At 50.1% G+C, this 18844-nt stretch carries 18 protein-coding genes; 8 read left to right on the forward strand and 10 right to left on the reverse strand.

Annotation, left to right across the window (positions count from 1 at the left end; all coding sequences use genetic code 11):
- Positions 1-7: 7 nt before the first annotated feature.
- Entirely contained in the window at positions 8-433 is a 426-nt protein-coding gene (gene nsrR, locus E8E00_RS15210; protein ID WP_046075700.1) for a nitric oxide-sensing transcriptional repressor NsrR, read from the reverse strand.
- A gap of 108 nt (positions 434-541) precedes the next feature.
- Here nsrR and hmpA point away from each other — a divergent pair, with 108 nt between their 5' ends.
- From hmpA to arfB, 3 genes are all read left to right on the forward strand, one after another.
- Positions 542-1726 (forward strand): NO-inducible flavohemoprotein, encoded by a 1185-nt coding sequence (gene hmpA, locus E8E00_RS15215; protein WP_096632164.1) that lies wholly within the window; start codon positions 542-544, stop codon positions 1724-1726.
- A 143-nt stretch (positions 1727-1869) separates the two neighbouring features.
- Entirely contained in the window at positions 1870-2565 is a 696-nt protein-coding gene (locus E8E00_RS15220; RefSeq protein ID WP_096632161.1) for a pirin family protein, read from the forward strand.
- 94 nt (positions 2566-2659) lie between these two features.
- Positions 2660-3073, forward strand: coding sequence for an alternative ribosome rescue aminoacyl-tRNA hydrolase ArfB (arfB, locus tag E8E00_RS15225; RefSeq protein ID WP_096632158.1), 414 nt, complete (start codon positions 2660-2662; stop codon positions 3071-3073).
- A 5-nt stretch (positions 3074-3078) separates the two neighbouring features.
- Here the strand turns inward: arfB and E8E00_RS15230 are convergent, their stop codons facing one another.
- A complete protein-coding gene (locus E8E00_RS15230; RefSeq protein ID WP_240788877.1) occupies positions 3079-4176 on the reverse strand; it encodes a GGDEF domain-containing protein in 1098 nt (365 codons plus the stop codon).
- A 308-nt stretch (positions 4177-4484) separates the two neighbouring features.
- Between E8E00_RS15230 and E8E00_RS15235 the strand changes: the two genes are divergently transcribed.
- Positions 4485-5486, forward strand: a complete 1002-nt coding sequence (locus E8E00_RS15235) for a substrate-binding domain-containing protein (RefSeq protein ID WP_096632152.1) — start codon at positions 4485-4487, stop codon at positions 5484-5486.
- A 21-nt stretch (positions 5487-5507) separates the two neighbouring features.
- On the opposite strand, the gene edd is transcribed toward E8E00_RS15235, so the two are convergent.
- Positions 5508-7301: a phosphogluconate dehydratase gene (gene edd, locus E8E00_RS15240; RefSeq protein ID WP_096632149.1), complete on the reverse strand. Its 1794-nt coding sequence runs from the start codon at positions 7299-7301 to the stop codon at positions 5508-5510.
- Positions 7298-7819 carry a gluconokinase gene (locus E8E00_RS15245; RefSeq protein WP_069587515.1) on the reverse strand — a complete coding sequence of 174 codons (522 nt, stop codon included), beginning with the start codon at positions 7817-7819 and terminating at the stop codon, positions 7298-7300. Before E8E00_RS15245 ends, edd begins: the two co-directional genes overlap by 4 nt.
- Before the next feature lie 152 nt (positions 7820-7971).
- Between E8E00_RS15245 and E8E00_RS15250 the strand changes: the two genes are divergently transcribed.
- The 3 genes from E8E00_RS15250 (at position 7972) to E8E00_RS15260 (ending at position 11590) form a co-directional block, all read left to right on the forward strand.
- Positions 7972-9351 carry a GntP family permease gene (locus E8E00_RS15250; protein ID WP_096632146.1) on the forward strand — a complete coding sequence of 460 codons (1380 nt, stop codon included), beginning with the start codon at positions 7972-7974 and terminating at the stop codon, positions 9349-9351.
- Between the two features lie 9 nt (positions 9352-9360).
- Entirely contained in the window at positions 9361-9975 is a 615-nt protein-coding gene (locus tag E8E00_RS15255; RefSeq protein WP_096632143.1) for a bifunctional 4-hydroxy-2-oxoglutarate aldolase/2-dehydro-3-deoxy-phosphogluconate aldolase, read from the forward strand.
- Between the two features lie 193 nt (positions 9976-10168).
- Positions 10169-11590 (forward strand): diguanylate cyclase domain-containing protein, encoded by a 1422-nt coding sequence (locus tag E8E00_RS15260; protein WP_096632140.1) that lies wholly within the window; start codon positions 10169-10171, stop codon positions 11588-11590.
- 111 nt (positions 11591-11701) lie between these two features.
- On the opposite strand, the gene E8E00_RS15265 is transcribed toward E8E00_RS15260, so the two are convergent.
- From E8E00_RS15265 to E8E00_RS15285, 5 genes are all read right to left on the reverse strand, one after another.
- The gene (locus E8E00_RS15265; RefSeq protein ID WP_096632137.1) at positions 11702-12838 is read right to left on the reverse strand and encodes a M20 family metallopeptidase; all 1137 of its coding nucleotides are present in this window, start codon (positions 12836-12838) and stop codon (positions 11702-11704) included.
- A gap of 8 nt (positions 12839-12846) precedes the next feature.
- Complete coding sequence (locus E8E00_RS15270; RefSeq protein ID WP_077454942.1) at positions 12847-13314, reverse strand: YjiG family protein; 468 nt, start codon at positions 13312-13314, stop codon at positions 12847-12849.
- Positions 13311-14048: a nucleoside recognition domain-containing protein gene (locus tag E8E00_RS15275; RefSeq protein WP_096632134.1), complete on the reverse strand. Its 738-nt coding sequence runs from the start codon at positions 14046-14048 to the stop codon at positions 13311-13313. Before E8E00_RS15275 ends, E8E00_RS15270 begins: the two co-directional genes overlap by 4 nt.
- A gap of 313 nt (positions 14049-14361) precedes the next feature.
- Complete coding sequence (locus tag E8E00_RS15280; protein WP_096632131.1) at positions 14362-15609, reverse strand: HAAAP family serine/threonine permease; 1248 nt, start codon at positions 15607-15609, stop codon at positions 14362-14364.
- Between the two features lie 192 nt (positions 15610-15801).
- Positions 15802-16041 carry a hypothetical protein gene (locus tag E8E00_RS15285; protein ID WP_136588406.1) on the reverse strand — a complete coding sequence of 80 codons (240 nt, stop codon included), beginning with the start codon at positions 16039-16041 and terminating at the stop codon, positions 15802-15804.
- 57 nt (positions 16042-16098) lie between these two features.
- On the opposite strand from E8E00_RS15285, the gene rihA reads away from it, so the two are divergent.
- Positions 16099-17037 carry a pyrimidine-specific ribonucleoside hydrolase RihA gene (gene rihA, locus E8E00_RS15290; RefSeq protein ID WP_096632125.1) on the forward strand — a complete coding sequence of 313 codons (939 nt, stop codon included), beginning with the start codon at positions 16099-16101 and terminating at the stop codon, positions 17035-17037.
- 84 nt (positions 17038-17121) lie between these two features.
- On the opposite strand, the gene E8E00_RS15295 is transcribed toward rihA, so the two are convergent.
- On the reverse strand, positions 17122-18705 hold the full coding sequence (locus E8E00_RS15295; RefSeq protein ID WP_096632123.1) for a S8 family peptidase: 1584 nt from the start codon (positions 18703-18705) through the stop codon (positions 17122-17124).
- Between the last annotated feature and the right edge of the window lie 139 nt (positions 18706-18844).

Here is an 18844-nt window from a genome sequence, read left to right on the forward strand (position 1 = left end):
TGCACATTTAGGGGCGGGTTAGCAGGATCATTAACTCGCGATTGTCGTTGATAAGCGCATCGATGGTGCATGCATCCAACTCCTTTAAAAAGGCTTGTTTGGCTTTCGCTAAACGCTCTTTTAAGCGGCACGCTGGAGTGATATGACAAAACTCAACCGAGCAATTGACGAGTTCCAACGGTTCAAGATCGCGTACGACTTGCCCCACCGTGATCGCGGTCGGCGCTTGCAGTAGACGAATCCCCCCGTTCTTTCCGCGCACCGTTTGAATATATCCCAACTGCCCTAAACGGTTGATGACTTTCACCATATGATTGCGCGACACCCCAAACAAGCGTGTCACCTCGGTAATGTTGGTGAGCTCACCCTCTGGCAAGGAGGCCAGAAAAATCAACGTGCGAAGTCCGTAGTCTGTAAAGCTGGTTAGTTGCATATGTGCCTCTTGCTTCTACGCCAAATTGTAAGTCTTCTATTGATTAAAAGATATATTTGAGATACAACTTAAAACATGCATTAAATATACATGTTTAGAGAGACGCTAATGTTAAGCCAACAAACCATTGATATTGTTAAATCAACTGCCCCTGTGCTCGCCGAAACTGGCCCGAAGCTCACAACCCACTTTTACCAACGGCTGTTCCACCATCACCCCGAGTTAAAGGACATTTTTAACCTCCGCCATCAGCAAAATGGCGATCAGCGGGAAGCACTGTTTAACGCGATTTGTGCCTATGCACAGAACATTGACAACTTGCCTGCCTTATTGGGTGCGGTAGAGAAGATTGCTCACAAACACACCAGCTTGCTGGTCCAAGCTGAGCACTATCCGATTGTCGGTCAGCATTTATTGGCCACCATTGATGAGCTACTTTCGCCGGGACAAGCCGCGCTCGATGCGTGGGCTGAAGCCTATCAAGTGCTCGCGGATGTATTTATCGCCAAAGAGCAGCAGCTTTATGACGATAGCCACGCCCAAATCGGTGGCTGGCAAGGGCAGAGAGCATTTACGTTGATTGAAAAACGCCCCGAGAGCGAACAAGTCACCAGTTTTGTGTTTGCCCCTCAAGACGGACAGCCCGTCGCGCCGTTTACAGCTGGGCAATACATTGGCATTGTCGTGAATCATACCGGCTTTGAACATCAAGAAATTCGCCAGTACAGTTTGTCACATGCACCTAACGGCCAGCATTATCAGATCTCGGTAAAACGGGAGCCACAAGGTCAAGTCTCCAATTACTTACATAATGAGTTGGCCGTTGGGGGCACTGTGATGCTCACCCCACCAGCGGGCGATCTCAAACTGAACGTGGATCAAGATGCACCCGTGGTATTAATTTCTGGCGGGGTGGGCGTAACGCCAATGTTGGCGATGCTGGAAAGCCTGACCGAACATGACGCGCCCGTCACTTGGCTGCATGCTACCGAGAACGGCAAACTGCATGCTTTCAATCATTCTGTCCGCACCCTCGCGCGTCAGCACGCGCATATTCAGACGCACATTTGGTATAACCAACCTCAACCCACGGATACGCTTGGACAAGACTTTGATCACACCGGATGGATGGATCTCACTGCGGTAAGCGATACGTTCAGTCCAGCCGCGGTACAGGTGTATCTCTGCGGCCCAGTTGGCTTTATGCGCCATATTCAAGCGCAACTTCGCGAGCTTGGCGTGCCTGACGAACAGTTCCATTATGAGTGCTTTGGACCACACAAAACCTTGTAGTGCGTTTTTAAGCCAGGGTTATTCAGCTTTTTAGAACAAGATGCTCAATGTTACGCCGTGTTCGCACGGCGTTTTTGTTTCTACACTGCATCTATTGTTCAGCGTTACCGCTGTTCAACATCAAATCAGTGAGGAGAAGCATTATGATTACCATCCGTCATGCCAGCGATCGCGGTCAGGCCAACTTTGGCTGGCTACAAAGTCGCCATACTTTTTCATTTGGTAGCTATTACGATCCCCATCATATGGGCTTCTCTGCACTGCGTGTGATCAATGATGATATCGTGTCGCCCGCCGCAGGCTTTGATACCCACGGACACCGTGATATGGAAATCATCAGTCTGGTGCTGGAAGGGGAAATCGAACACAAAGATAGCCAAGGCAACCGACAAACCCTACCCGCTGGTGAGTTCCAGCTGATGTCGGCGGGGCGCGGTATTTATCATAGTGAGTATAATGCCTCGTCAACCCAAGCCTTACGCTTTCTGCAAATCTGGATTGAGCCCAATGAGCAAGGCGGAGAGCCGGGCTATCAGCAAAAAGATTTTGGTAAGCAGGCTGGCTTTACCGTTATCGCGACCCCAACAGGGGAAGATGGCACCTTACACATCAAACAAGATGCGCGTTTGCTACAGCTTATTCTACCGCCCAGTGAATCGGTCACCTTGCCATTGGAGGCTGGACGACATGCCTATGTGCATCAGGTCGCGGGCACGCTCGACGTTGAAACGACATCTCTGGCCCCCGGTGATGGCGCAAAAATTGAAGATATCCCTCATGTAACCTTCAGTAATAAGAGCAATGAAACCAGCCAAGCTCTGGTGTTTGATCTCCCCTAACGCTCGGACTCAGCCGCCCTGGCCTGCCGGTCTATTTGCGCCGCAGGCCTTATTCTGGGTACACTGCGCCCTTTCTTTATACATGAGAGGTTGTATGCTCACCCTATCGAATAAGGTAGCGATTCCCGACAATGAGATTGAGCTCACGGCTATTCGCGCCGCAGGGAAAGGCGGGCAAAACGTCAACAAGGTATCGAGCGCCATTCATCTGCGCTTTGACATCCAAGCCTCGTCACTGCCTGATGCCTACAAAGCTCGATTAATGGCTCTGGCTGATTCGCGTATCTCCAAAGAAGGCGTCGTGGTAATAAAAGCGCAAAACTATCGCACTCAAGAGCTAAACCGAGAAGATGCGCTAGAGCGCTTACAGGCGTTAATCAAAAGCGCGATGGTAGAGCAGAAAAAACGTAAACCCACCAAGCCTACCAAGGCCTCACAGCGGCGCCGCGTAGACGCCAAGAAACGCAAAAGCCAAACCAAAGCCCTGCGAGGCAAAGTGACGCCTTAACCCTTTCATGCCACCACTTTATTCCGACCACCTGCTTTCGCCGCATACAAATTCGCATCCGCTTGCCGGTTGATGTCTTGGACACCTTTGGATGCCTCGCTCTGGGTGATACCGATACTGACCGTAACAGGGATGGCGCGTTGCTGGTAAACAACTGGACTATGCTCTATTTCCTTACGGATTCGCTCTGCTACCGCCAGTGCATCATGGCGAGTAACGTTCTCGAGGAGAATACAGAATTCTTCACCCCCTTGCCGAAAGACATTATCACCTCCTGCGGCATCGACCATGGTGTTCACTACCGCCTTCAGCACGACATCACCGCCGTCGTGGCCATATTCATCATTAACCGCTTTAAAATGATCAATATCTAGCACTAACAGGTGAAACGCTGTCTGCTGATCTTGTAATGCTTGATAACGATGCTTCAACGCAAGGCGATTATTGGCTCCAGTTAGCGGGTCACACGTGGCCAGTTTACTCAGCTTGTTTTCCGCTAATACGCGATTAATTTCATAGACATGTGAAACGATGGCAATAGTGACGTAACAAAACGAAAAGTTGAGCATCATCGTCAACATATCGAAATACTGCTCGGCATAAAACTGAAAGGCGATATTGCTCATTTGAACAACAAATAGGCATACGGTAGCAATAAAACCTGCTTTATTGCCCAACAGCAAGTAATAAATAATAGGGAAAACTAGCGTCCAAAAAAATACACCAGAGGCCGTTGGCTTTAGGAAAGTTCCCACGATCACCAATAGTGTCAAGCTGGCCGACATGATGTATTTGTGGCCATTAAAAATGGTCGTTTTAGCGGTCTGTCGATATACATGCCAAGAGTAAAGCGCGTACAGCATCACAAAAGAGGCATAGATATAGCTTTGACTAACAAGAACATTACCGATCGCCACCAAAACCGCTAAACCACCCACCCCTAGGCTCAATCCTTTCAGCACTTTGAGGCGTAACTCAGAACTGCTATTGAGCTCACTCATTTCCACTTTCCATTCTCTTTGACCCAATTTTTTGACATAACCTATGATAGTCTTGTTCATATTCCATGTTAATAATAATGGTGTCAGTGAATATGTATGCATATTTAATCAGCGAATTCGTCAATTGGCTATCACAGCACCTTAGATGGACAAATTTTAAGCCATCAGTGCGTACTCGGATCGTTTCGCAAATAACACAATAAGTCGAGGCCTGTGCTCGAAGTCTGCTAGCCAGCTCGATATTGGTAAGCATCAGGTTTTCCAAGGCGCTTGAAATACACGGGCCTGGGGATTCTTTCTCCTAACCGCTTTACCCTCTCTGAACGATAACATCTCATCCCTTTTTGCTTGCTTATCCGACGTGGGATTGCTCTAATGTTACAAGTAACATTTTCAGCTAGTGCATTGAGATGAAAGACAAAAGAAATCGCGCTACTTTACAAGATATTGCCGATCGCGTTGGGATGACCAAAATGACAGTCTCTCGCTATATGCGTAATCCGGAGTCAGTCGCGCCCGCGACACGCGACAAAATTGCGGCGGTGATTGAAGAGTTGGGGTACATTCAAAATCGCGTCCCCGCGATGCTGTCTAAATCATCAAGTAAAGCCATTGGTATTGTGCTGCCCTCGCTGTCTAACCAAGTCTTTGCTCATTTAGTACAGGGAATTGAGCGCGTCACCAAAGCGCATGGTTACGACATTTTGATTACGCACGCCGGTTATAGCGAACAGGCAGAGGAAGAGAAAATTGCCTCTTTGCTGTCTTATCAAGTGGATGGTTTGATCCTCACTGAAACTAACCACACCCCACGCACGTTACAAATGCTAAAGACTGCCGCTGTTCCTGTGGTAGAGACAATGGAGCTTCCAGAAAAGCCAATTGATATGGCCGTTGGGCTTGATCATGGGCAAGCCGCTTATGATGCGGTTCAAGCCATGATCAATAAAGGGAAAACACAGGTCGTGTACTTGGCGGCTCGGTTAGATACCCGTACTCAGCTGCGGCAACAAGGGTACGAACGCGCGATGATACAGGCAGGACTCACCCCCCGCTGTGTTGCCACCGAAGAGCATTCTTCATTTAGCTTGGGCGAAACCTTACTTAACCAAACCTTGGCTCAGTATCCCAACTGTGACGGGCTGTTTTGTACTAATGATGACCTCGCCGTTGGTGCGTTACTCGCGTGTCATGCCAAAGGCATTGCTGTTCCACAAACCCTCAGTATTGTTGGTTACAATGCGCTCGATATTGGCACTGTGGTCAGTCCTACACTGACGAGCGTCGCGACGCCGCGTGATTTGATTGGTGAGCGCGCTGCGACACTGTTGATTCAAGCGTTAAGCGGCGAAACTATCTCCGAAAAAATACAAGCTGTTCCACACACCATCACAAGCGGCGGCAGCTTATAACCATCGCCGTTAACTAGGCGATCACGAGAATAAATAGCTCGCTCCCTCGTCAGCGCGTGATACCTGATGGCGCACCGCAGCAAACCAATCACGTCCCCATGTATGGCTCGCTTGAGGCGGCTCTGCTACGGGACGCTGAGATAAATCAGCATGGCAAGTCAACTCGCCAGCCTTCGCGTCCAATGTGATCAGATCGCCGTCTTGCACACCCGCCAATGCACCGCCATGCATGGCTTCAGGACAGACGTGCAACGCCGCAGGGACCTTGCCCGATGCGCCCGACAACCGACCATCTGTCACCAATGCGACCTGATAACCCATTTTTTGCACATTGCCAAGAATAGGCATGAGCTTATGCAGCTCTGGCATGCCATTCGCGGCGGGGCCATTAAAACGCACCACCACAATCACATCTTGGTTGAGCTCACCACGCTGATAAGCCTGCTCGACTTGGTGCTGACAATCAAACACCCGCGCGGGCGCACATACCACACGGTGCGCAGGATCCACGGCAGAGACTTTGATCACTGCATTACCCATATTGCCAGACAGCATGCGCAAACCACTGGTTGCACTGAAGTGTGAACCGGGCTGGGCGATGACCGCTGTATCGGTTGATGGGGTGGCAGTTTCCCAAACAAGCTGCCCCTTATCTAATCGTGGTGTGGTCAGCTGGTCGCTAAACTGGCCGATAGCAGGTACAGTGTCCGCATGCAGTAACCCAAGCGAATGCAGATGCGCCATCAGCGTGGGCACGCCCCCTGCCACCTCAAAGGCATTAATATCAGCGGGTCCATTGGGGTAGACCCGAGCCAGTAAGGGCACAACATGAGAAAGCGCATCCATATCTTCCCAGGTTAGGATGATGCCAGCGGCACGCGCCATCGCCACCAAGTGAATCGTATGGTTGGTGCTGCCGCCCGAGGCCAACAACGCGACCACACCGTTTACCACGCTTTTTTCGGTCACCACATCGGCGAGTGGTCGGTAATTCGTACTTCCCGCACATTGGGAAGCTAACGCTGTTGCCGCATAGCGGGTCAGCGCTTGGCGTAATACTGAGTTGGGGGCGACAAACGCCGCACCGGGAAGAATCAATCCCATGGCTTCAAGCACCAGTTGGTTGGTGTTGGCCGTGCCATAGAAGGTACAGGTTCCCGAGCTATGATAAGCTTGGCATTCCATGGTCAATAAAGCTTCTTTGCCAAGATTGCCTGCCGCATAGGCTTGGCGCACCGCGACTTTTTCTTCGTTACTTGTCCCCGAGGCCATTGGGCCGGAGGGTACAAATAAGGTCGGCAAATGGGCATAAGCGAGCGCTCCCATCAATTGCCCGGGTGCAATTTTATCACAGACGCCAAGCAGCAATGTTGCATCATATACGTTATGACTCAGCGATATCGCGGTTGCCTGAGCAATCACATCACGTGAAAACAAGGACATTTCCATTCCCGGCTGGCCCTGTGTAACACCATCACACATCGCGGGCACACATCCTGCAACTTGCGCCGTGTGGCCCAAAGGTTGAAGCGCCGCTTTGATTTGTTCAGGGTAGTGAGCATAGGGCGCGTGCGCGCTAAGCATATCGTTATAGGCGCTGATAATCGCCACATTGGCGGTGGTCATATCCAGCATATGTTGTTTATCTTGTTGACACGACGCCGCCACGGCGTGAGCCATGTTGCCGCAAGATAGGGTGGTGCGCGCTTTCCCTGTATCAGCTTGCTGTTGAGTCTGACGCAAAAACGCGGTGCGCGTCGGTTGGCTGCGCTGGCGTAACGCCTCTGTCACGGCCATTAAAGTCGGGTGTGTCATTTCCGATCCTCCATGGCTACTAGGGCGTGCACGGCACGTGTCACCACAGTATCGATGTCTGCATCAATGGCAACGCGGACAACATCAGGCTCATCGTCACCCGGCGCCTCCAACGTCGCAAACTGGCTATCCAGCATATGGGTTTTCATAAAATGCCCTTTGCGCGCTCTGAGTCTTGCGAGGATCAGTGCATAATCGCCGTCGAGAAACAAAAAAGTGACGTTCTGATTGCCCTCACGAATGAGATCGCGATAACGACGCTTCAAGGCAGAGCATACAATCACCCCATATTCTTGTTTGTGTTCGAGACTAAAAGCAGCGTCACGGATCCGGCATAGCCATGGCGTGCGGTCATCATCATCAAGCGGCTGCCCACTTGCCATTTTCTCGATATTTGCCCGTGGATGCAGGTCATCACCATCGATGAATTTGGCCTTCAAGCGCGCTGCCAATTTCACGCCTAGGGTGCTTTTTCCCGAGCCACTGACGCCCATCACAATCACACTGCCAATTGCCATACCGACTCCTTAGCGAGATTTTAACCAGATCTCATTTTTGATAACGCATTCAATAATTGTCTTTATCTTAGTGTGGTTACCGGTAACATGTTACCGGTAACTATGAGATTTGTGAAGTTTGACACAAACATCCTGGTCGGAAGAGGTGAGCCATGGAACTACTCGCACAAAGCCCTGAACCCACTACCCTACTCTTGATAGCATTGGGCGCTATCGCACTGTTATTACTCCTAATAATGAAGCTGAAGGTGCATGCGTTTGCATCACTTACGCTAGTCAGTTTAGGTACCGCATTGGCCACAGGGATCCCTGTCGATAAGGTGGTACCAACCATGATGAGCGGCTTTGGCGGCACCCTAGCATCGGTCGCTTTACTGGTCGGGCTTGGCGCGATGATCGGGAAGCTCCTCGAAGTCACCGGTGGTGCGAATGTGCTCGCCGATACCCTGATCGCTCGGTTTGGCGAAGCGCGTGCTCCCTTTGCACTCGGGATCGCCTCGTTACTGTTCGGTTTTCCTATCTTTTTTGACGCGGGGCTAATTGTGATGATGCCCATCATGTTTAGTGTCGCGAAACGCTTAGGTGGCTCCCCCATAAAGTATGCTCTTCCCGTCGCAGGGGCGTTTGCGGTTATGCATACCTTCGTTCCGCCACATCCCGGTCCGGTTGCTGCCTCCGATTTACTCGGCGCCGACATGGGCCTACTTCTCGTCGTCGGGCTGCTAGTTTCGCTCCCCACTTGGTATTTAGGGGGGTATTTATTTGGCTTGTATGCGGGTAAGAAATTCAATATCCCCCTCGCGAAAGCGTTTTTAAACACCGAAGTCATGTTTAAAAGCAAAAAGGATTACCCCGCCTTTTCAACTGTATTAATGATTTTATTGCTCCCAGTGCTGCTCATTTTCCTTGATACTGGCCTGAACGCGCTGAGCGTAGCGGGTATAGTCAACGGGGAGAGTGCTTGGGTCGGCTTTTTGCGTATGCTGGGTAAAACACCCGTTGCACTGCTCATCACCCTATTGACCTGTTTGCTGGTCTTCGGCCAAAAGCTGGGTAAGAGTAAAATGGAAAAGCTGTGCTCTGATTCGTTAGCGCCAATTTGTGCCGTCATTCTGGTGACCGGCGCCGGCGGCATGTTTGGGGGTGTCTTGCGCGCGAGCGGTATCGGTCAGGCACTTGCCACCATGCTATCAGACACGGGTATGCCAATCATTTTGGCCGCGTTCGTGATTGCCACCTGCTTGCGCGTTGCACAAGGCTCCGCCACCGTCGCGCTGACTACTACGGCCGCACTCATTGCGCCCACCGTGTCGCATACTGTGGGTTTATCTCAATTGGATTTATGTTTTATTGTCATTGCGATTGCAGGTGGAGCAACCGTTTTATCGCATTTCAACGACTCGGGCTTTTGGTTGGTGTCGCGCCTGCTCGAAATGGATGAAAAAACCACACTTAAAACTTGGACTGTGATGGAAACCCTGCTCGGAACCATCGCGTTTGTTATCGTAGCGCTGTTAAGCGTTTTACTGTAAGGGATCTTCATGACTGACCTGAATCAACGCCTTAAGGCGATACGTATCGTGCCGGTAATTGCGATTAATCATGCGGAAGATGCCGTACCGCTCGCCAAAACCTTGGTCGATAACGGCCTACCCTGCGCCGAAATTACTTTTCGTACTGATGCAGCCGCAAACGCTATCCGTCAAATGCGCGATGCGTATCCCGAGATGCTGATTGGTGCCGGAACAGTGCTCACACCCGCGCAAGTCGACGCCGCGATAGATGCGGGAGCGGACTTTATTGTTAGCCCTGGACTGAATCCCATCACGGTAGAACATTGCCAACAGCGTGGTATTCCTATCATCCCTGGGATCAACAATCCCAGTTTAGTCGAGCAAGCCATGTCGCTTGGGCTGGATACCATGAAGTTTTTCCCCGCGGAAGCGTCAGGCGGCATTGCGATGTTAAAAGCGCTCTCCGCGGTGTATCCTGTCAGTTTTATGCCAACCGGCGGCGTGAGTGAAGAGAATGTGAGCGATTATCTCGCCTTACCCAAAGTGCTGGCATGCGGTGGCACTTGGATGGTGCCCACGACGCTCATTGATGCTAAAAAATGGGACGAGATTGCGCGTCTCGTCCAAGCCGTAGCGGCTTAACTAAACCGATGGCCCGCCGCATTTGCGTGGGCCATCGCCCTTCCATTTCATCCTGCCTCTTTTCCTTCTGTGAATAGCGCCACCAATAAACGCCAATCCTCTCCACCAAGTATTTATTTTGTTCATATACTGTTTATAGTGCATTCATCCATGTTGTGGTGAATCAGATTTTCTTAAGATAAGGATAGGATCTATGTGGAAGCCGGGTGCTTATTTGCTGTGGTCCCAGCGCGTCGTTTTCACGTTAGTCTTCTGTTTGGCCATCTTGTCGAGCCCAGCGTCCTTTGCGGCTCATAGCGACACAGAACAGGCAAAAAAGCCAACGCTAAAAGTGGCTAACTCTCATTCATGGCGGCCATTTTCGTACCTCGACCGCAACCAAGAGCCCAAAGGTATTTTGATTGATTTTTGGCAAGAGTTCGGTACCCGCAATGGCTATGACATTGAGTTTTTACTGACCGATTGGCAAACCTCCATTGACTTGGTGCGTTCTGGGCAAGCCGATGTACACGCAGGCTTATTGCAGTCGCCAGAACGCCTCACATTCATGGATTTCGGCACGCCGCTTTTTGCCATCGACACACAGGTTTTTTTCAGTCAATCCATGATGGGCACATCCGCTGACTATGTGCTTGCTGGTGAAACAGACAATGTGATTGGCGTGGTAAAAGGTGGGTACGAGCAAGAGTTTATGGAAACGGCATTTCCTTTGGTTTCATTACGCCTTTTCCCCAACAACCAAGCAATGCTTGATGCGGCGTTATCCGGTGAGCTAAAAGCTTTCGTCGCTGATTTACAAGTCGCGAATTATCATCTTTACACCACCACCAATCAAAATCTTTTTATTCCGGTTCGCCATCTTTATACCGAGACCCTATATGCAGGATTTGCCAAAGGCAATACGGCTTTGCTCAATCAAGTAAGTAATAAATTTAACTGGCTGGATGATGATACCAAACGCCAACTCCTCAACCGTTGGGTTTACTATGACGTTGAGACCGTTTATCCCGCTTACCTGTTTCCCACACTGATCACTCTCGGCGTCTTGATCGTGGTCAGTTATATTTTGCTGCTTAAACGTAATGTTCGCCAAAAAACGCGCGCGCTACAAATCGCTAATGGCCAGCTTCAAGAACAAGCCGTCACTGACTCATTGACACAGCTATATAACCGACGCTTTTTTTATCAGTGTTTAAAAGACAAACAAGGAGAGCCCAAAAACATGGCACTGATGGTCTTTGACATTGATGATTTCAAAGCCTTTAACGACGGATTTGGTCACGCACATGGTGACGAGGTGATCTGCTTTGTCGCAGAAACAGCCAAAAGTCTGCTGCCCAATGATGCAGTCCTTGCACGTATTGGCGGTGAGGAATTTGGGGTTCTTCATCCCTTTTCCAGTGCCGAACGAGCACTATCACAAGCGCGGTTATTGTGTGATGAAATTGCGCGACAAAGCCTCGCGCGCTTTAATCATCCCACGCCTGTGACGATCAGCCTAGGCGTGGCCTATTATCCTGATGGGCTCAGCGATAGCGAGATCGTCGCAGCAGATAAAGCGATGTACCAAGCCAAAAAGCAAGGCAAGCACTGCGCCGTACTCAATGTTATTTAACCGCAAAACTGGCTCTGATTAGCCGTTACGACGATTGTCCTCATACGGTGAGATAACGCTGCTCGCAATGAGCAAAAGGCGGCCACCTGTTTGTCGCCGCCGACGGGGTAACTAGTGATTTTTTTGCTCAGCGAGCCGAGACAATACACGTGTGAGTAAACGTATTCTGGGCTCCACCGAATCCAGTTGAAGGTATTCGTCGTCACTGTGGAAATTCGCCCCAACAGGCCCAAAACCATCCAAACTGGGGATCCCAATGGCAGCGGTATTATTCGCATCAGATCCGCCACCTACCGCTTTCCAATGAATTGGAACATCTTCATCAAAGGCAGCCGCTTCGACAAGCCCCATCAAGTGCTCTGTTTCAGGCGTCGGAACCATTGCCGGTTTGTAAGCTTCACGGACCAATTCAATGGTGACATCAGGCGTGTAAGGATGAGAGGCGCGGGCTTGAATGGCCTGATCGAGCGCATCATAGGCGGTGTTATCCCAAAACCGAATATCAACCAGTGCCGATGCATGCGCGGCCACAATATTTGCTCCCGCTCCACCTTCAATCACACCCGCATTAATACTGGTGCCGGCCTCAAGATCTTTCATACTATCGAGCGTCACCAGCCAGTGAGCCAACTCTGTGATCGCGCTACGTCCTTTCTCTGGTTCATTCCCCGCGTGCGCCGCACGGCCTGATATGGCTATTTTATACCGTGCCATGCCTTTACGCGCTTTCACTAAACCGCCATCAGCCCGCGCGGCCTCTGCCACCAGCACATAACGTGCATCGCGTGCAACGGATTCCAACCAGTCACTAGAATGTATCGAGCCCACTTCCTCATCGGGATTCATACAAATGCAAATGCTGAGTGCATCACGTTCTGCTTGTGGTAATGCGCGCAATGCATACACGATATTCAACAAGCCCGATTTCATATCGGATACACCCGGGCCGTAGGCAAAGCCATCCTCCACATGCATCGGACGCTCAGCCGCCGTCCCTTTTGGAAACACAGTATCCATATGGCCAATCATCATCACATCAATATGCGGATCAGTGGGCTGGTTTCTGATCTCTAATCCAACCCCTGCCTCACCACAATCGACACGCTTAATGTGCCAGCCTGTCATTTTTTCATACTTATCAGCCATCAAGGCTGCAATCACCTCAATGCCGTCGCGCTGGAACGTGCCACAGTCGACATTCACCAGAGGCGCTAACTCATCCAAGTAGCGTTGCAAAGAAAACATCATCATGCCTCCTAAAGTAAAAGATTCATTACCCACATCGCACCAAAAGCATTCAGAATCGAAATGCCAACCATGATGGGAATATAACGGCCTTCGGTACCAATCGGGCCCATTACTCGGCCGATGTATTGCACTTGTGAGCCCATTAAATAGATAGCGGGGACTAAAATCGCAATGTGGGTGCCGGTGAGAATGCCTTGGTCAAACAAGGTGATCACCACACCAACCGCGCCTCCCATTGACATCCATGCCCCCATTAACACGGCCGCGGCTTCGCCGGGTAAGCCAAATACCGCCATCACAGGCGAAAACACCTCACCCATCAAGCCTAATAACCCGGTGATTTGCAGCGCCTTAATAATCACAAACGCCATGACCACATTAGGAACTGTCGACGTCGTTGCAATGTGCCAACCTTTTTTTGCCCCTTCGACAAAGATGTCAGTGATCATGGGTTTACTGCTGGAAGAATGAGTCATGACGCGTGCTCCTCTTGATAGGATTGAGACTTGTCTCGCTGTGGCCCTTTACCCTCGGTGATATTGAGGTAGACACGAAATACATTGGCGCCGATGAACTTAAACAAGAAGATCACACCAATCGCGAGACCAATCGACGAGGTCACGGCTAACGAGCCATCTGACAGCGTCAGCGTAAATAGCACGGCACCTGATGAGAAAAAGTTGACGATGGTTGCCCCAGCCGTGAACTGAAACATGGTGAACACATCCGTTTCCCGTTTGGTCAAGTAACCTTCATCTTTGAGTTGACGCGTCATCGCCGCCCCCGCATCTGTACTCTGCATAGAGGCAATTAATGCCAATCCTGAGTTGCCGGGAATGCCCAATACGGGTTTCAATAGTGGGGTTAAGAGTCTGCGCGCGGCATCAAGTGCCCCATAGTGCTCAAGCACACTGATCATACCGAGTGCGAACATCACCGTGGGAATAAGGGTCAGCGCAAAAATAAAACCGTCTCGCGCACCACTCCCGCCTTTGCCGCGAAGTGACGTCGTTGCCACCTCCACCGTGCCATCGGCCTCCGCTGTCGCTTGATAAGCCACCTGCCCGAAGGATCCGTTCAAAGTAGTAAAATCAAACACGCCGTACCATTGATTGGATTGCAACAACCCCGAGAAAAATACGATCGCGAAGATCAATGCCAAGTAACACCCCCATGTCACTTGTCTGTCTGTTTCGGTTGGATGTGTCATAAACCGCCCTCATGCTCAATCAACATTGGGCTTATCATCAAGGCAGACACAGAAATGAAAGTTGATAATTATCAACCTATTGTGCAAGAAGAGAAATGGGATTTACATAATATGGGCTGACTCAAAACCTAACAAATTAAGCCAAACTAAATCGTGACGATTGTGACGCTAACGGCTGATTTTATTAGTTTTATCTGTCACTACTAAAGGATGCGCGCATATCGATTCGGATAAGATATTCACTAGAAATACATAAGTAGAGCTAATAAAAAAGCGCCCTAAGGCGCTTTTCGTCGAGCGACAGCGTACTGACTCAACCCATCAGGTTATAGAGCAGCGCTGAAATTGCCAGCATACCGGTGACAAAGATAAAGTAAGTGCCGACTTTACCGCGATACTGCGCCAATGCTTTGACTTTGTAGGCCGCGACAGTGGGCATAATAAAGAGGATCATCGCAATCACAGGGCCTGATAATGCCCCCATCATGTCAAGAATGCTGGGGTTAATCACTGCACACCACCAGATGGCAAAGAACATCACCACAACACCCAGCTTATCCGCTTGCTTGTAGGTCAGCTTGCTATGTTTGGTTACCAAACCGTTCAAGCTTTCACGCGCGCCAAGGAAATGCCCTAAAAACGACGATGTAATCGCAATAAATGCGACAAGCGGGCCCAGTGTACCGATAAAGGGGTTGTGGGTGACGTTAGCAAGGTAAGAAAGCACAGACACATTTTGCGCTTTCGCTTCCGCCATTTGTGCTGGCGTGAGTGTCAGCACGCACGAGAAGACAAACAAAAGCACAAAAGCAACTAACATCACGCCCGCGCGCTTAAGAATTTGCTCTGACTTACCTTGTGCATCATTGCCATAGTGGCGACGTTGAATGTTAGCAAAACTTGAAATCGCCGCTGCATGACTAAACGAGAAAATCACCACAGGCACCGCAAGCCACAGGTTCATGCCTAGCTCGCCCATCGGCGGTAGGCTCAAGTTAGGCGTTTGCCACGATGGCACAAGATAAAACGACAAAAATGCCAAAATAGCCACCAAGGGGTACACCATAGCGGCGAAAGCGCGCAGCATGAGGCGCTCTCCACCCAGCATGATCGCAATCATGCCCGCCACTAACACACCAGATAATAAGATACGATTAGGGGATACCCATCCCAGTTGATTGACTAAAAAGCTGTCTACCGTATTGGTTAATCCGACGCCGTATATCAATAAAATGGGGAAGATAGAAAGGAAATACAACACCGAGATCATCCGGCCCGCATTGGCACCAAAATGCTCGGCGACCACATCGGTAAAATCTGCATCTTTATGGCGAGAGGAGAGCACAAAACGTGCAAGCCCGCGGTGTGCCATAAAGGTCATGGGGAAAGCAAGCACCGCCATGATGATTAACGGCCAAATCCCACCCATACCAAGGTTAATGGGAAGGAACAGGATCCCAGCACCGACAGCGGTGCCAAATAGGCTGAGCGCCCAGTGGGTGTCATGTTGGGTCCAGCGAGTGGATACACTCTTTTCGGAGACTTCTATAGTTTGGTTCACGTCAAACTCTCTTATTTATAATATTTTGTGCGGTTGCATAGTATCGAGTTCGACCGGATATATCACATAGATGTAATAGATATATGTACTAATTGTTTTGTTAAAAACTTGTCACATAAACTGGAAATATTTTTAATAACCAACATATTATTCTAAATTAATGGCTTTTATTTGGATTAAAAAACCAAATTATTACCAATGTTTAGATTGATTGGATTGTTTGCAAAATGATGTAACTACCACATTTTCGTTCATGGCATGTTGACATAATGTTACTCTAGGAATCACATTTTTGATGATATCTTTTTCATTTGTTACAAACCTCACCCAGCCAATCTCAATAGAACGAGCTAGCTCACAGTCACCAGTCGAAATCACACGTAGCGTGATCAAATCATGAAATGAGCGGCTGGCTCCAATCAGCACAATCACTGCCAACGCCAGACCGCGAAACGCAGCAACCGAACACACAATAAAAAGGAGTGTGCAATGGGTGAACCTATTATCATTGATTGCGATCCGGGACACGATGATGCCATCGCGCTGGTGATGGCTTGTGCACTCGATCAGCTCACTATTAAGGCCATTACCACCTGTGCCGGCAATCAAACGCTGGATAAGACGCTTTACAACGCTAGACGGATCCTCACCTTATTAAATCGCCACGACATTCCTGTCGCAGGGGGAGCCCATAAGCCTCTGCTGCGCGACCTTGTGGTGGCGAATAATGTCCACGGTGAATCAGGCCTTGATGGCCCTGAACTACCAGCACCCGCGATGGACGCTCAACCCGATAATGCCATCAGTGTGATGGCACGCTTGTTAGAAGCTAGCCATCAACCAATAACCGTCGTCGCCACCGGTCCGCTAACCAATGTCGCGCTATTGCTTGCAACTTATCCGCACCTCGCCAATCGCATCAAGCGCATCGTTCTTATGGGCGGAGGGGTCACCTTGGGGAATTGGACCCCCGCTGCTGAGTTTAATATTTATGTTGACCCTGAAGCCGCTCACCGTGTGTTCCACTCAGGGATCCCTATCACCATGTTTGGCTTGGATGTGACCCACCAAGCCTTGGTCAAAGATGCCGACGTCGCCACGATCCGCGCCATTGGTAATCCCGTGGCACAAACTGTCGCGGGTTGGCTGGAATTCTTTATGTGTTATCACCGCGATCCTAAGTGGCAACTCGACGGGTCGCCCCTCCACGATCCTTGCACGATTGCTTGGCTCGTCAAACCTGAGTTGTTCGATTGTGAATCCGTATGGGTGGATATAGAAACACAAGGCAAACTCACCACCGGAATGACTGTGGTTGATCGCTATCGAGTGACGGGTCACGCCGCTAACGCTGATGTGGCGATGAAGGTGAACCGTGAAGGCTTTATCTCGTTACTGTGCGATTGTTTAACCCAATACAGCCAATAGGCGCGCACAAAAAAAGCGCGGCGATTGCCGCGCTGTCTGATTAGTATGAGTCATCATGGTCGCGCCAACTGCGCGCACCAGCTACTAATATCGTGCTGTGACGCTTACACCGCTAAAGGCTGTATAACCATTTAACATGACATGATAACGTCCCTTCTGGGTGCTCTGCACCGTGCACACTTCACTGTTGCCATAGTTGTATGGACGACAGTCCCAGCTCGACAGCGTCGGTTTAGCACCATAGCGAACATATAAGTCTGCATCACCCGACCCACCGCTGATATTCACGCTCAGGCGCTGACCGGCTTCTACATCCACGTAGAAAAAGCGTTGCGCTCCTTGCCCACCAGAGATGCCCGTAACAGGCTGACCATTTTTAAGCTCACCTTCGGGACCCGGCGTCGGGCCGCAATCCGGCTCACAGCCACTATCAGCTTGGCTATAGAGCAATTTATTAACCGTTCCGCGCGTGTCACTGATCTTACCCACGCTGGCACGATTACTGATCAAGCTTGCTACTTGCGCAGGAGATAGGTTGCTGTTTTCTTGCAAATATAAAGCCGCCACGCCCGCAACATGAGGGGTCGCCATCGATGTCCCGCTGATGGTGCGATAGCCACCGTCATACCATGCTGACTTGATTTGAGAGCCCGGTGCAAACACATCGACACAGCTACCCCAGTTTGAGAAGCTTGAGCGGCTATCGCTGCTGGTGGTAGAGCCCACGGTAACACCGCTTGGCTCACGCGCTGGAGAGCTATTACATGCATCGGCATTGGAATTCCCTGCTGCCAACATAAAGCTCACACCCGATTGCACGGCACTGGCAACCGCTCTATCCAGTGCGGTTGATACACCGCCACCCAAGCTCATATTTGCCACTGACGGTCCACTGGCATTGGCTGCCACCCAGTCAACACCGCCAATCACGCCGGACGTTGAACCTGAGCCGCTACAACTAAGGACTCTCACCCCAACGATGTCGACATTTTTGGCGACACCATATTGGCTACCGCCGATAGTACCGGCCACGTGGGTACCGTGACCGTTACAGTCTGAGGCGTCATTATCGTTATCAACAAAATCATAGCCAGAGCGAGCACGACCGCCAAACTCAACATGTGACGTTGTCACGCCAGTATCAATCACATACGCTGTCACACCTGTGCCATCAAAGTTGGTACTGTAATTGTTATCCAAAGGCAGGTTACGTTGATCAATGCGATCCAACCCCCAAACTGGGTTACTCTGGTTGGCGCTTGGGGTGATCACCGGGTCCAAGGAAATCGTCTTATCTTGCTCGATAAAATCAACTTGCGAATCCATGCGCAGTGCACGTAGTTGCTCTGGAGTTAATTTGGCCACGAAACCACTCAGCGAGCGATCAAACACTTTCTCAACCTTAACCGCGTGTTGGTTGACCATGCTGGAAACCGTTTGCTGTGTGAAGGTTTTTAACGCTTGTGGATCATCACTGAGTGTCATTGGTTGCTTAAAAACCACAATGTATTGGTCCTCAATACCCTGCTTGTCTGATGCAACCACTAATGGTGCTAGTGTTTGCTGCTGAGCAATCGCTTGTTTACCCTCATCTTGTTTTGCGAGCACAGCTGGCGAAGCTGCAACGAGTGCAGATGCGATACAGCAGCTAAGAACATGCTTTAACATATTGTATTCCTTACAATGGTTAAACGTAGAAAGTCATAATTGCCTACAAAAAACAACAAGCACGCTTATAAAGCTATGCATCAAAAAGCATTTTTTCTGCAGTGGGATTTGCTTTATTTGAGCAATCAGTCAGCATTAT

This window comes from Salinivibrio sp. YCSC6, assembly GCF_004916735.1.
GTDB lineage: Bacteria > Pseudomonadota > Gammaproteobacteria > Enterobacterales > Vibrionaceae > Salinivibrio > Salinivibrio proteolyticus.

Excerpts from the sequence above, each read along its gene's own strand:
- nsrR (WP_046075700.1), bottom strand. The coding sequence starts at position 433 with ATGCAACTAACCAGCTTTACAGACTACGGACTTCGCACGTTGATTTTT.
- hmpA (WP_096632164.1), top strand. The coding sequence starts at position 542 with ATGTTAAGCCAACAAACCATTGATATTGTTAAATCAACTGCCCCTGTG.
- E8E00_RS15220 (WP_096632161.1), top strand. The coding sequence starts at position 1,870 with ATGATTACCATCCGTCATGCCAGCGATCGCGGTCAGGCCAACTTTGGC.
- arfB (WP_096632158.1), top strand. The coding sequence starts at position 2,660 with ATGCTCACCCTATCGAATAAGGTAGCGATTCCCGACAATGAGATTGAG.
- E8E00_RS15230 (WP_240788877.1), bottom strand. The coding sequence starts at position 4,176 with ATGCATACATATTCACTGACACCATTATTATTAACATGGAATATGAAC.
- E8E00_RS15235 (WP_096632152.1), top strand. The coding sequence starts at position 4,485 with ATGAAAGACAAAAGAAATCGCGCTACTTTACAAGATATTGCCGATCGC.
- edd (WP_096632149.1), bottom strand. The coding sequence starts at position 7,301 with ATGACACACCCGACTTTAATGGCCGTGACAGAGGCGTTACGCCAGCGC.
- E8E00_RS15245 (WP_069587515.1), bottom strand. The coding sequence starts at position 7,819 with ATGGCAATTGGCAGTGTGATTGTGATGGGCGTCAGTGGCTCGGGAAAA.
- E8E00_RS15250 (WP_096632146.1), top strand. The coding sequence starts at position 7,972 with ATGGAACTACTCGCACAAAGCCCTGAACCCACTACCCTACTCTTGATA.
- E8E00_RS15255 (WP_096632143.1), top strand. The coding sequence starts at position 9,361 with ATGACTGACCTGAATCAACGCCTTAAGGCGATACGTATCGTGCCGGTA.
- E8E00_RS15260 (WP_096632140.1), top strand. The coding sequence starts at position 10,169 with ATGTGGAAGCCGGGTGCTTATTTGCTGTGGTCCCAGCGCGTCGTTTTC.
- E8E00_RS15265 (WP_096632137.1), bottom strand. The coding sequence starts at position 12,838 with ATGATGTTTTCTTTGCAACGCTACTTGGATGAGTTAGCGCCTCTGGTG.
- E8E00_RS15270 (WP_077454942.1), bottom strand. The coding sequence starts at position 13,314 with ATGACTCATTCTTCCAGCAGTAAACCCATGATCACTGACATCTTTGTC.
- E8E00_RS15275 (WP_096632134.1), bottom strand. The coding sequence starts at position 14,048 with ATGACACATCCAACCGAAACAGACAGACAAGTGACATGGGGGTGTTAC.
- rihA (WP_096632125.1), top strand. The coding sequence starts at position 16,099 with ATGGGTGAACCTATTATCATTGATTGCGATCCGGGACACGATGATGCC.
- E8E00_RS15295 (WP_096632123.1), bottom strand. The coding sequence starts at position 18,705 with ATGTTAAAGCATGTTCTTAGCTGCTGTATCGCATCTGCACTCGTTGCA.